10 protein-coding genes are annotated in these 13,334 nt (G+C 66.2%); 5 read left to right on the top strand and 5 right to left on the bottom strand.

Features of this window, described 5'->3' with window-relative positions; all coding sequences use genetic code 11:
• The first annotated feature begins 2 nt into the window (after positions 1–2).
• Both kdsA and KAK09_RS15635 read left to right on the top strand, forming a co-directional pair.
• Positions 3–836, top strand: coding sequence for a 3-deoxy-8-phosphooctulonate synthase (gene kdsA, locus KAK09_RS15640; protein WP_210879900.1), 834 nt, complete (start codon positions 3–5; stop codon positions 834–836).
• Between the two features lie 15 nt (positions 837–851).
• The gene (locus KAK09_RS15635; protein ID WP_210879874.1) at positions 852–2,348 is read left to right on the top strand and encodes a phosphomannomutase/phosphoglucomutase; all 1,497 of its coding nucleotides are present in this window, start codon (positions 852–854) and stop codon (positions 2,346–2,348) included.
• An 89-nt stretch (positions 2,349–2,437) separates the two neighbouring features.
• Here KAK09_RS15635 and KAK09_RS15630 read toward each other — a convergent pair whose 3' ends face one another.
• The 4 genes from KAK09_RS15630 to KAK09_RS15615 form a co-directional block, all read right to left on the bottom strand.
• The gene (locus KAK09_RS15630; RefSeq protein WP_210879873.1) at positions 2,438–3,511 is read right to left on the bottom strand and encodes a BMP family ABC transporter substrate-binding protein; all 1,074 of its coding nucleotides are present in this window, start codon (positions 3,509–3,511) and stop codon (positions 2,438–2,440) included.
• 20 nt (positions 3,512–3,531) lie between these two features.
• Positions 3,532–4,446, bottom strand: a complete 915-nt coding sequence (locus KAK09_RS15625) for an ABC transporter permease (protein WP_210879872.1) — start codon at positions 4,444–4,446, stop codon at positions 3,532–3,534.
• Entirely contained in the window at positions 4,446–5,528 is a 1,083-nt protein-coding gene (locus KAK09_RS15620; protein WP_210879871.1) for an ABC transporter permease, read from the bottom strand. Before KAK09_RS15620 ends, KAK09_RS15625 begins: the two co-directional genes overlap by 1 nt.
• Positions 5,529–5,684: 156 nt before the next feature.
• Positions 5,685–7,202 carry an ATP-binding cassette domain-containing protein gene (locus KAK09_RS15615; RefSeq protein ID WP_210879870.1) on the bottom strand — a complete coding sequence of 506 codons (1,518 nt, stop codon included), beginning with the start codon at positions 7,200–7,202 and terminating at the stop codon, positions 5,685–5,687.
• 132 nt (positions 7,203–7,334) lie between these two features.
• Between KAK09_RS15615 and dnaE the strand changes: the two genes are divergently transcribed.
• Together dnaE and KAK09_RS15605 are read left to right on the top strand one after the other, a co-directional pair.
• On the top strand, positions 7,335–10,835 hold the full coding sequence (dnaE, locus tag KAK09_RS15610; protein WP_210879869.1) for a DNA polymerase III subunit alpha: 3,501 nt from the start codon (positions 7,335–7,337) through the stop codon (positions 10,833–10,835).
• 48 nt (positions 10,836–10,883) lie between these two features.
• Positions 10,884–11,321, top strand: coding sequence for a hypothetical protein (locus tag KAK09_RS15605; protein WP_210879868.1), 438 nt, complete (start codon positions 10,884–10,886; stop codon positions 11,319–11,321).
• On the opposite strand, the gene KAK09_RS15600 is transcribed toward KAK09_RS15605, so the two are convergent.
• Positions 11,255–11,737 (bottom strand): GNAT family N-acetyltransferase, encoded by a 483-nt coding sequence (locus tag KAK09_RS15600; RefSeq protein ID WP_210879867.1) that lies wholly within the window; start codon positions 11,735–11,737, stop codon positions 11,255–11,257. The two genes, KAK09_RS15605 and KAK09_RS15600, sit on opposite strands and share 67 nt — an antisense overlap.
• A gap of 178 nt (positions 11,738–11,915) precedes the next feature.
• On the opposite strand from KAK09_RS15600, the gene KAK09_RS15595 reads away from it, so the two are divergent.
• On the top strand, positions 11,916–13,334 hold a 1,419-nt coding region (locus KAK09_RS15595; protein ID WP_210879866.1), incomplete at its 3' end, for an AAA family ATPase.

The following is a 13,334-nucleotide window of genomic DNA, read 5'->3' as shown; positions in this document are numbered from 1 at the left end:
CCATGCACGTGATTGATATTTCGGGCTGCCGTGTTGCGAATGACCGGCCGCTTACCTTCATCGCCGGGCCCTGCCAGCTCGAATCCGCTGACCATGCCCAGATGATCGCCGGCACATTGCAAGAGGCCTGCGCCGCCCATGGCGCAGGGTTGATCTTCAAGGGCAGCTTTGACAAGGCCAACCGCACCTCGCTCTCGGGCAAGCGCGGCCTCGGGCTCGACGAGGGGCTCAAGGTGCTGCAATCGGTCAAGGACGCGCTTGGGCTGCCGGTGCTCACCGACATCCACACCGCGGATCAATGCGCGCCGGTGGCTGAGGTGGCCGATGTGCTGCAAATCCCCGCCTTTCTCTGCCGCCAGACCGATCTCCTGATCGCGGCGGGCGAGACCGGCGCGGTGATCAATGTCAAGAAGGGGCAGTTTCTCGCCCCCTGGGACATGCCCAATGTCATCTCCAAGATCGAGAGCACCGGCAACACCCGTATCATGCTGACCGAACGCGGCACCTCTTTTGGTTACAACACCCTTGTTGCCGATATGCGCAGCCTGCCGCAGATGGCGGCGACCGGCTATCCGGTGGTGATGGATGCGACCCATTCGGTGCAGCAACCCGGCGGCAAGGGCGGCAGCAGCGGCGGGCAGCGCGAATTCGCCCCCGTCATGGCGCGCGCCGCCGTGGCGATCGGGGTCGCGGCCGTGTTCATCGAGACGCATGAGGATCCCGACAACGCGCCCTCGGACGGGCCGAACATGATCCCCCTCACGCAAATGCCCGCGCTCATAGCGAGCCTGATGGAGTTCGATCGCCTCGCCAAGGCAAACCCCCTGATTGTTTGAAGCAAAGAGTTATTCATGTCCAAGCCCCTGCCGACCGTCGCGCCGAACACATGGGAATTCCTGCGCGACGCGATGATCGAGCCGACGGGTTTTCGCGAATACGACGCGCGCTGGAAATATCCCGATGCGATCAACCTGCCGGGGATCACGGCGCTTGGTCTCGGTCTCGGCACCCAGATCCACGCCCGCGGCATCGCGCCGGTGATCGCGGTCGGCAATGACTACCGCGACTATTCGCTCACGATCAAGAATGCGCTCATGCTGGGCCTCATGCAGGCAGGGATCACCGTCAAGGACATCGGCCCTGCCCTCAGCCCCATGGCCTATTTCGCGCAATTCCACCTCGATGTGCCCGCCGTGGCCATGGTCACCGCCTCGCACAACCCGAACGGCTGGACCGGGGTCAAGATGGGGTTCGAGCGCCCGCTCACCCACGGCCCGGACGAGATGGCGGAACTCCGCGACATCGTGCTTGAGGGGCGCGGCGTCGCGCGCGCGGTCGGCTCTTACGAATTTGTCCCCGGCGTGCGCGAGGCCTATCTTGACGATCTCGTCGGCGATTTTCGCATGACCCGCAAGCTGCGCGTCGTCTGCGCCACCGGCAATGGCACTGCCTCTGCCTTTGCGCCGGAATTGTTCGCGCGCATCGGCGTCGAGGTGATCCCGTCGCACAACAGGCTCGACTACACCTTTCCGCATTACAACCCCAATCCCGAAGCCATGGAAATGCTGCATGACATGGCCGAAACCGTGCGCGCCACGGGCGCCGATTTCGCGCTCGGCTTTGACGGCGACGGTGACCGCTGCGGCGTTGTCGATGACGAGGGCGAGGAAATCTTTGCCGACAAGGTGGGCGTCATCATGGCGCGGGATCTGTCGAAGATTTACCCCAACGCCACCTTTGTGGCGGATGTGAAATCCACCGGGCTCTTTGCCTCTGATCCCGAACTGATCAAGAATGGCGTCACGGCGGATTACTGGAAAACCGGCCACAGCCACATGAAACGCCGGGTCAAGGAATTGGGCGCGCTCGCCGGTTTCGAGAAATCCGGCCATTACTTCCTCGCCGAACCCATCGGGCGCGGCTATGATTGTGGTCTGCGTGTGGCGGTCGAGATCTGCAAGCTGATGGACCGCAACCCTGATATGTCCATGTCCGACCTCCGCCGCGCCCTGCCGCAGACCTGGGGCACCCCCACCATGTCACCCTGGTGCGCCGATACCGAGAAATACGCTGTGCTGGATCGCATCGTCGCCAAACTCGTCGCGCGCCATGCCGCAGGAGAGCCGCTCGCCGGGCGCCCCATCAAGGAGGTCGTGACCGTCAATGGCGCCCGTGTTATTCTCGACAACGGGTCCTGGGGTCTTGTGCGGGCCTCGTCGAACACGCCCAACCTTGTGGTGGTGTGCGAGAGCAGCGCAAGCGACGCGGAAATGCGCGCCATCTTCGCCGATCTCGATGCGGTCATCCGCACCGAACCGGCGGTGGGGGATTACGACCAGTCGATCTGAGCGCTCCGCGTGCCCGGTTCGGCACCTGTGAACCGCATAATCACCCCGCCGCGCGTGGCACGGCGGGGTGCAGGTCACAGGCAACGGGCTCAGTTCGGGATCTGCCCGGTCAGGCCCTCGACATAGAAATCCATGCCCAGAAGCGTGCCGTCGTCGGCCACTTCGCCCTCGGTCAGCCACACGCTGCCGTCCTGTTTGTTGAGTGGGCCGGTGAAGGGGTGATACTCGCCGCGCGCCATGGCATCCTTCATTGCGAGTGCCTCGGCCTTGACGTCGGCGGGCACGGCGTCGGTGATCTCGCCGATCGCGACCATGCCGGGGCCGATGCCGTCCCAGGTCTCGGTTGTCTCCCAGGTGCCGTCAATCACCGCGCGGGTGCGGGCGATATAGTAGGGTGCCCAGTCATCGATGATCGACGACACGCGCGGGAAGGGCGCATATTCGGCCATGTCCGAGGCCTGCCCGAAGGTCACGACATTGCCGGCCTTCTCGGCGGCGGCCTGCGGGGCGGTGGAATCGGTATGTTGCAGGATCACATCCGCGCCCTGTTCAATGAGAGCCTGCGCGGCGTCGGCCTCTTTTGCCGGGTCGAACCATGTATAGGCCCAGATGATCTTGAACTCGACATCGGGGTTGGCTTTCTTGGCGTGGATATAGGCCGAGTTGATGCCGCGGATGACCTCGGGGATCGGATAGGAGGCGATATAGCCGATGATATTCGATTTGGTCATCTTGCCCGCGATATGGCCTTGCACCGCGCGCCCCTCGTAGAATCGGGCGGAATAGGTCGAGACATTGGGCGCGGTCTTGTAGCCGGTGGCGTGCTCGAATTTCACATTGGGGAATTTTTCGGCCACGGCAAGCGTCGGCTCCATGAAGCCGAACGAGGTGGTAAAGATCAGGTCCGCGCCCTGAAGCGCCATCTGCGTGATTGCGCGCTCGGCATCGGCGCCCTCCGGCACGCTTTCCTGATAGACGGTTTCGACCGCGTCGCCGAACTCTGCCTCGACGGCGAGACGGCCCTTGTCATGCTCATAGGTCCAGCCGCCATCGCCGATGGGGCCGACATAGATGAAGCCGACCTTGGTCTTATCCTGCGCCATGGCGGTGCTGGCCAGGCCAAGCGCAAGGGCTGCGGTGGTGAACAGGCGGGTAAGGGTCATGTGGGGTCTCCTTGTTGTGGTTATTGCGAGGCGTGAAAGCTGCGGCCCAGAGAGCCGGGTGCGCGAGAGCGGTCCGCGGACATGATGACCAGCACGAGGATGGTGATCAAGTAGGGCGACATGGAAAGATACTCGACAGGAATGGCAAGGCCCGCTGCCTGAAGATTGAGCTGAAGCACAGAGACCCCGCCGAAAAGCCAGGCACCGAGTAGAACGCGCCCGGCCTTCCACGAGGCAAAGACGACGAGGGCGAGCGCGATCCAGCCCGCGCCGGAGGTCATGCCCTCGGTCCACTGCGGCACACGGATGAGACTGATATACGCACCGCCCAGCCCCGCGCAGGCCCCGCCGAAGAGGATCGCCATCACCCGCACCCGCACCACCCGATAGCCGAGCGCATGGGCGGCGTCGTGGTTTTCGCCCACGGCGCGCAGGATCAGGCCCGCGCGGGTGAATTTCAGCAGCGCCCAGACCGCCGCCACCAGCCCGAGCGCGAGATAGACCATGGGATCGTGGGAAAAGAGCACGCGACCGAGGAAGGGGATATCGCTCAACGGGCCGAGGTCGAGCCGGGGCGTGGGCGGGGGCTTGATCCCCTGATATCCTTGGCCCAACAGCGATGAGAGGCCGAGGCCGAAAAGCGTCAGCGCCAGCCCAGAGGCGACCTGATTGGCCAGCGCCAGTTGCGTCAGCAGGGCAAAGAGCAGCGAGAGTGCTGCGCCCCCCGCCGCCGCCGCGACAAAGCCGAGCACCGGCGAGCCGGAATTGACCGCCACGGCAAAGCCGCAGATCGCACCGGTGATCATCATGCCCTCTACCCCGAGGTTGAGCACGCCCGCGCGCTCCACCACCAGTTCGCCAAGCGCGGCCAGAAGAATGGGTGTCGCCGCCACCATGATCGCGGCCAGAAGGAGGGTCGGATCGATCGCACCCATTAGGCTGCCTCCCTGAGACGGACTCGCAGGCGGAAATTGGTCAGCAGATCCACCGCCAGCAGGAAAAACAGCAGCATCCCCTGGAAAAGCTGGATCGCGGCGGCGGGCAGCCCCATGGTCGATTGCGCCATCTCGCCACCGATATAGGTGAGTGCCATCAGAAGCCCCGCAAGCGCGATGCCGACCGGGTGCAGACGCCCCAGAAACGCCACGATGATCGCGGTAAAGCCGTAGCCCACGTTGAAATCGATGCTCACCTGACCGGCGGGGCCCGCCACCTCGAACATGCCCGCCAGCCCCGCGAGCGCCCCGGCGGTACCAAGGCAGAACACCACCAGCCGACCGGGGCGCACACCGGCGAAACGCGCCGCGCGCGGGGCCTGTCCGGCAAGGCGGATGTGAAAGCCGAGGCTGTGGCGCGAGAGCAGCACATAGGCGAGGATCACCGCGATGAGCGCCGCCGCCACCCCCCAATGCATCCCCGTGCCGGGGATCAGTTCGCCATTATGGGCACTTTCGTATTGGCGCAGGTTCCGCGAACCGGGAAATCCGCGCCCGTCGGGATTGCGCATCGGCCCCAGCGCCATCGCGGCCAGAAGCTGTTCGGCCACATAGACGAGCATCAGGGAGACGAGGATTTCATTGGTGCCGAAGCGCAGCTTCAGCATGGCCGGGATCATCGCCCAGGCCCAGCCGCCAAGCGCGCCCGCCAGCACCATGAGCGGAAACACGATCCGGCTTTCGAGCGGGTACAGGGCCAGCGCCACGCCTGCGCCTGCCAGCGCACCCATGATATACTGGCCCTCGGCGCCGATATTCCAGATACCGGCCCGAAACCCGAGGCTGAGGCCGATGGCGATGAGGATGAGCGGCGCGGCCTTGATGAGGAGTTGCGGGCGGTAATAGAACGAGAATTCGCCGAAGAGCGGCTGCCAGAAGATCGTGGCGATGGCCTCGGCCGGGTCCTTGCCCAGCGCGGCAAAAAGCGCACCGCCCGCGATCATTGTGATCAGTACCGCAAGCGGCGGGGTGGCGAAGGTCCAGAGTCGCGAGGGCTGCGGGCGCTTCTCGAGCCTCAGCATGGCGCGGCCTCTGCTGTTGCAGGGGGGCGCTGCCCCCGCCGCCCTTCGGGCGCCCCCCCCGGGATATTTCGGGCCAGAAGAAACCGGGCGCAGGCATGGGGTTTCTTCTGGCGATAAATATCCCCGCCGGAGGCCTCGGTCTCTTTGTGCGACGCCTCAGACATGCGCTACCTCCATGTCATGCGCGCCGCCCATCATCAGGCCGATCTCGTCAAGGCTGAGGCTGGCCGTGGGGCGCGCGCCCGACAGCCGTCCCTCGTTGAGTGCGGCGAAGCGGTCGGCGATTTCCAGAAGTTCGTCAAGGTCCTGGCTGATGCACAAGATCGCCGCGCCTTCGGCGGCCAGATCAAGGAGCGCCTGTCTTATGGCGGCGGCGGCGGCGGCATCGACGCCCCAGGTGGGCTGATTCACCACCAGAACGCGGGGGCGTTGTAAAACCTCGCGGCCGATCACGAATTTTTGCAGATTGCCGCCCGAGAGAGAGCGCGCTGCCGTCTCTGGCCCCGGCGTGCGCACGTCGAAATCCGCGATCACGCGGGTGGCGAAGGCGCGCGCCGCCCCCCAACGGATGAAACCGTGGCGGGTGAGCCCCTCGCGCGTGGCGGCGCTGAGCAGGGCGTTTTCCGTCAGGCTCATGTCCGGGGCGGCGGCGTGGCCGAGACGTTCTTCGGGCGCGGCGAGAAGGCCGAGCGCGCGGCGCGCATTGGGGCCAAGCCGCCCGATGGGCGCGCCATCAAGACGGATCGTGTCGGGATCGGTCAACCGTTCGCCCGAGAGCGCGGCCAGTACCTCGTCCTGACCGTTGCCCGCCACCCCGCCGATGCCGAGGATCTCGCCCTGCAGCAGGGTGAGCGACACGTCGCGCAGCGCGGTGCCGAAGGCGGAAGGGGCGGACAACGAGAGGCCCCGCACCTCAAGCGCGACCGCGCCCGCCGCCTGCCCCGCGCGGCGCGGCGCATTGAAGCTTGCGCCGACCATCGCCTCGGCCATCGCGCGTGCCGAGGTCTCTCGCGGCACGCAGGTGCCCACGTTGCGGCCATGGCGCAGGATGGTGGCGGCATCACAGAGCGCACGGATTTCTTCCAGCTTGTGTGAGATGTAGAGGATCGCCACGCCTTCGGCCGTGAGTTTGCGCAGGGTCTCGAAGAGGATATCCACTTCCTGTGGGGTCAGAACAGACGTGGGTTCGTCCATGATCAAAAGGCGCGGCTCTTGCAGCAGGCAGCGGATGATCTCGACCCGCTGGCGCTCGCCCGCCGACAGATCGCCGGTGAGGCGCGCGGGATCGAGCGGCAGGCCGTAGGTCTCGGACACCTCGCGGATGCGGGCGGCAAGCCTGCGCATGGGCGGTGGCGCTTCCATCCCGAGGGCCACGTTCTCGGCCACGTTGAGCGCATCGAAGAGCGAGAAATGCTGGAACACCATCGCCACCCCTGCCGCGCGCGCCGCCGAAGGGTTGGCGGGGGCATAGGGCGCGCCGCGCAAGGACATTCCGCCGCTGTCGGGTTTCACGAGGCCATAGATCATCTTGACCAGGGTGGATTTGCCCGCGCCGTTTTCGCCCAGAAGTGCGTGGACTTCGCCCTCTTGGATGTCGAAGGACACGGAATCATTGGCGATCACGCCCGGATAGGTCCGGGTCAAGCCATTGATGCTGAGCAAAGGCGTGGTCACGCGTCTGTCCCTGCCCCTTGGCGGGGCCGCTCCCTGTGTTTTGGTCACCCTAGACCAGCCTCGGGGGTCTCGGCAATGCACTGTGGCGTGTGCAGGCTTTCGTTCCCGCAGGGTCGGGGCTAGGTTGCCTGCATGTCGAGCATTCCCCGATTCATCCACCTGCGCGTGCACACCGAATATTCGCTCCTCGAAGGGGCGGTGCGGCTCAAGAAGCTGCCTGCTCTGTGCGAGAGGGCCGGTATGCCCGCCGTGGCCGTGACCGACACCAACAACATGTTTGCGGCGTTGGAATTCTCTGTGGCGGCGCAGGCAGCGGGGGTGCAGCCGGTGATGGGTTGCCAGGTGGATCTGGCCTATCTCGAACCGGCACCGGGCGAGCGCTTGAAGCCGCCCGCGCCGGTGGTTCTGCTGGCGCAGACCGAGGCGGGTTACGGCAACCTGATGAAGCTCAATTCCTGTCTCTACCTGCGCGGCGACGGCAGCCAGCCGCATGTGACGGTGGCGGAGTTGTCGGCCCATGCCGGGGGTGTGATCTGCCTGACGGGCGGGCCGGACGGGCCGGTGGGGCGGCTCTTGCGGGCGGGGCAGCGTGGGGCGGCAGAGGCGCTGCTGGCGCGGCTCAAGGCGGCGTTCGGCGACCGGATTTATGTGGAGTTGCAGCGCCACCCCGGAGAGGGTGGCGCCCCCGAGGCCGAGCGGCTGAGCGAGCGCGGCCATGTGGAGATGGCCTATGCCATGGATCTGCCGCTGGTTGCCACCAACGATGTCTATTTTCCCGAGGCGGGGATGTATGAGGCGCATGACGCGCTCCTCTGCGTGGCCGACGGGGCCTATGTCGATCAAGGCGCGCCGCGCCGCCGCCTGACGCCGCAGCACTATTTCAAGTCGCAGGAGGAGATGGCCGCGCTTTTCGCCGATCTGCCAGAGGCGCTGGAGAACACCGTGGAGATCGCGCGCCGCTGTGCCTTTGGCGCGTACAAGCGCGACCCCATCCTGCCACGTTTCGCCGAGAACGAGGTGGAGGAGTTGCGCAGGCAGGCGCGCGAGGGGCTGGCCGCGCGGCTGGCCGTCATCCCCCATGCCGCGCCGGTTGAGGAATATGAAAAGCGGCTTGAATTCGAGTTGGGGATCATCGAGGGAATGGGGTTTCCCGGCTATTTCCTGATTGTGGCGGATTTCATCAAATGGGCCAAGGATCACGACATTCCCGTGGGGCCGGGGCGTGGTTCCGGGGCGGGCAGCCTTGTGGCCTATGCGCTCACCATCACGGACCTTGACCCGCTGCGTTACAGCCTGCTGTTCGAGCGGTTCCTGAACCCCGAGCGCGTGTCGATGCCCGATTTCGACATCGACTTCTGCATGGATCGCCGCGAGGAGGTGATCCGCTATGTGCAGGAGAAATACGGCCACGACCGGGTGGGGCAGATCATCACATTCGGCGCCCTGCTCAGCAAGGCCGCCGTGCGCGATCTGGGCCGGGTCTTGCAGATGCCCTATGGGCAGGTGGACCGGCTGTCCAAGATGATCCCGGTTGAGGGCGTCAAGCCCGTGTCCATCGAGAAGGCGCTGGCCGACGAGCCGCGCCTGCGCGAGGCGGCGCAGGCCGAGGAGGTGGTGGCGCGGCTGCTGAATTATGGCCAGCAGGTGGAGGGGCTGTTGCGCAACGCCTCGACCCATGCCGCGGGCGTGGTGATCGGGGATCGCCCACTGGACGAGTTGGTGCCGCTCTACCGCGATCCGCGCTCGGACATGCCCGCCACGCAGTTCAACATGAAATGGGTGGAGCAGGCGGGGCTGGTCAAGTTCGACTTTCTCGGCCTCAAGACGCTGACCGTCATCCAGAACGCCATTGCACAGATCCGCGCCGGGGGGCGCGATCTTCATATCGCTGCCGATGGCAGCACGATCTATCTGCCCGCGCCGGGGGCAGAGAACGATATCGGGCAGATCCCGCTCGATGATGCGCAGACCTACGAGATGTATGCCCGCGCTCGCACCGTGGCGGTGTTCCAGGTGGAAAGCTCGGGCATGATGGACGCGCTCAAGCGGATGAAGCCCACCTGCATCGAGGATATCGTGGCGCTGGTCGCGCTTTACCGTCCCGGCCCGATGGAGAACATCCCGACCTATTGCGAGGTCAAGAACGGGTTGCGCGAGATCGAGAGCATCCATCCGCTGATTGACGATATCCTTGAAGAGACCCAGGGCATCATCGTCTATCAGGAACAGGTGATGCAGATCGCGCAGGTCATGGCGGGCTACAGCCTTGGCGGTGCGGACCTGTTGCGCCGCGCCATGGGTAAGAAGATCGCCGCCGAGATGGCCAGGGAACGCCCGAAATTCGAGGCGGGCGCGATGGCCAGTGGCGTGGACAGGAAAAAGGCCAACGAGGTCTTTGACCTTTTGGAGAAATTCGCCAATTACGGCTTCAACAAGTCCCACGCCGCCGCCTATGCGGTGGTGAGCTATCAGACCGCTTGGCTAAAGGCCAATCACCCGGTGGAATTCATGGCAGGCGTCATGAACTGCGATATCCACCTCACCGACAAGCTGGCGATCTATTTCGAGGAGGTGAAGAAGGGGCTGGGCCTGCCTTGGGCGCCGCCTTGCGTGAACCGCTCGGAGGCGACATTCGTGGTGCGGGACAGGGTGCTGCATTACGCGCTGGGCGCGCTCAAGAATGTAGGTGTGGAGGCGATGAAGCTCATCGTAGAGGGGCGCGGCGCGCGGCCTTTTGCAACGCTTTATGATGTCGCACGGCGCGTCGATCTCAAGCGGGTGGGCAAGCGCCCGCTCGAGATGCTGGCGCGCGCGGGCGCCTTCGACGCGCTTGACCGCAACCGGCGGCGCGTGTTCGAGAGCATCGAGGCGCTGACGGGCTATTCGGCGGCGATCTTTGAGCAGAAGGCGTCAAATCAGGTCTCGCTTTTCGGTGAGGCGGGGGACGATCTGCCCGAGCCGCGGCTTGCGCCCGTCGAGGACTGGTTGCCCGCCGAGCGGCTGACCGAGGAGTTCAAGGCGGTGGGTTTCTACCTCTCGGGCCACCCGCTTGACGATTACATGACGGTGCTCAAGCGGCAGGACGTGCGCACGCTCGACGAGGTCATGGCGCGGGCGGCGCAAGGCCCCTGCATCGTCAAGATGGCCGGGGTCGTCGCCGGGCGGCAAGAGCGCAAATCGGCGCGCGGCAACCGGTTTGCCTTTGCGCAACTGAGTGATCCGACAGGCGGTTACGAGATCACGCTGTTTTCCGAGGTGCTCGAGAAGTCACGCGAATTTCTGGAGACCGGGTTGCAGGTGGTGATCCAGGCCGAGGCGACCATGGAGGCCGATCAGTTGAAACTGCTCTGCCGCTCGGTGCAGCCGGTCGATGGATTGGTGCAGGACGCGGGCGCGGTGGGGCTGCGCATCTTCGTCGATCAGGCCGAGGCCGTGGCTTCGGTCGCGGCGGTGCTTGGTGGCGCGGTCAAATCCGTGCGCGGCGCGCGCCCCGGCCCGATCCATTTCCGCCTTCTGGGCGCGGGGCTGCCCGGTGAGGTCGAGATCGACAGCGGCACCGAGTTTCCCGTCACTCCGCAGATCAAGGGCGCGATCCGAAGCCTTTCGGGCGTGGTCATGGTCGAGGAAATCTGACGGCGGTGGTTAAGCCGCAGTTAACCTAAACCGTGCTTCACTCGGAGGATGCGCTGGCCTGTTCTTGCCTGTCTCTTTCTGGCTGTTGCCTGCAACGTGCCGAGTCCGGCCTTTCGAGGGATTGCGCCGACGCGGATCAGTGTCGAGCAAAGCACGTTTGACGTGCGCATCACCGGGCGGCACGCGCAGGCGATCCGGGTCAATGCCGAATGGGCGCCACGCATGGCCGCAGTCGCGCCGCGTGCTGCGGCGGCGATTGCGGCGGTAAGCGGCTGTGACGCGCCGCGCCTCTGGGGCGATCAGGCGATGATCGAGGCGGTGCTTGTCTGCACGCCTGCGGCGCGCGCGGCCAAGGGCGTGGCGCGGCCCCATGTCTGCCGCGCGGTGCCGACGCGGCAGCGATGGACCGAAATGGCCTGTCAGCCGGTGGCCGGAGAGGGGCCAAGAGATTTTTCCATGAAGATCGAACTGGGCGCGTCGGGGTAATCGCCAAACGGCCCGCGCGGGGCAAAGCCGTGGCGCGCATAGAGCCGGTGCGCGTCATGCAGCACGTTGCCGGTTTCAAGCCGCAGGCAGGGCAGACCAAGCGCATGCGCCTCGGCCTCGATCCGGGCAAGCAGCGCCGCGGCCACGCCTTGCCCGCGCGCGGCCTCGGCCACGAACATGGATTTCACTTCGCCATGATCGGCGCGGATGGCAAGCGCGCCGGTGCCGAGCGTCTCCGCCCCCCGCTTTGCCTCGAAAAAACGGATGTCGGGGGCGCAAAGCGCGTCGATGTCGAGAAAGAAATTGTCTTCGGGCGGGAAGAGCGCGCGCATCAGGGCATGGGATTGGCGCAGGAGCGCGCTGGCACCGGGTGCACGGGGGTCGGCGGGGAAGATGGTCAGGGCGGGGCATGGCATGGCGGGCCTCTGTCCGGGGCTGGGCCAAGGCTAGAGTGAGCGGGGCGCCGCCGCAATCCCGCAATATACTGTGGATAAGGATGCGGGCCTGCCCATATCCTGTGGTTCCATGTTGACAGCTCCGCCTCCACCCCCGCACAATTCCCATTCAACGGAATCACCCAACCCGGACCCGCGCGTGCAGTTCAACAGGCTCAGACTGACCGGCTTCAAGAGCTTCGTCGATCCCACCGACCTTGTCATCGCCGAGGGGCTGACGGGGGTGGTGGGGCCGAATGGCTGTGGCAAGTCGAACCTCCTGGAGGCGCTGCGCTGGGTAATGGGCGAGAACCGCCCCTCGGCCATGCGCGGCGACGGGATGGAAGACGTGATCTTTGCCGGGGCGGCCACGCGGCCCGCGCGCAACTTTGCCGAAGTCGTCATGCAGATCGACAATTCAGAGCGGCTGGCCCCGGCGGGGTTCAACGATGCCGATCATCTGGAGATCACCCGGCGCATCACCCGCGACGTGGGCAGCGCCTACAAGGTCAACGGCCGCGAGGTGCGCGCGCGTGATGTGCAGATGCTTTTCGCCGATGCGTCCACGGGCGCGCATTCGCCGGCGCTGGTGCGGCAGGGGCAGATTGCGGAGATGATCAACGCGCGGCCCAAGTCGCGGCGCCGGATACTGGAGGAGGCGGCGGGAATCTCCGGCCTCTATCAGCGGCGTCACGAGGCCGAGTTGAAGCTGCGCGGGGCGGAGGCGAACCTGACCCGTGTCGATGACGTGATCGAGCAACTGGCCACGCAACTGGCGCAACTGGCGCGGCAGGCGAAACAGGCGGGCCGCTATCGCCAGATCGGCGAAGAACTGCGACTGGCTGAAGGATTGCTGCTTTGGCGGCGCTGGCGCGAGGCGGAGGAGGCGCGCGTGCAGGCGGCAGATGCCTTGCGCACCCGCACGCTGGAGGCGTCGCGCGCGGAAGGGGCCGCGCGAGAGGCGGTGCGTGCGCGGGTGGCCGCCGAGGATGCGCTGCCTGCCAAGCGCGAGGAGGAGGCGATCGCAGGCGCGATCCTGCAACGGCTGACGGTGCAGCGCGACACGTTGGCGGAACAGGAGGCAGGCGCGCGCGACCGGATCGCGACGCTGGAGGCGCGCATCGCGCAGCTTGAGCGCGACATGGAGCGCGAGGCGGGCCTCAACCGCGACGCGGGCGAGACCATCGCGCGGCTTGACTGGGAAGCGGCGGAACTGGCCAAGGGGGCCGAGGGGCACGAGGCGCGGCTGGGCGCGGCACAGGAGGAGGCGCGCGACGCGGCCACGGTCTTGCAGGCGCGCGAGAGCGATCTGGGGCAGATGACCGAGGATCTGGCGCGGCTTTCGGCGCGGCACCAATCGGCGCAACGCCTGATCGAGGATTATCGCAAGACGCTGGCCCGCAGCGAGGCCGAGGCCGAGCGCGCCCGCGCCGCGCGCGCGCAGGCGCAAGAGGCGCTGCGCCGTGCCGATGCGGATCACGAGGCCGCGCAGGTGGCCGAGACGGCGGCGCAGGCGGCGGCGGCGGGCCAGTCGCCAGGGGTTCCCCGTCTTGCGGTTGTGGGGGGGCGGGGGGGGGGG

This window comes from Roseovarius autotrophicus, from assembly GCF_018069895.1.
GTDB classification, from domain to species: Bacteria; Pseudomonadota; Alphaproteobacteria; order Rhodobacterales; family Rhodobacteraceae; genus Roseovarius; species Roseovarius autotrophicus.
This window is presented reverse-complemented; position numbering and strand designations above follow the sequence as displayed.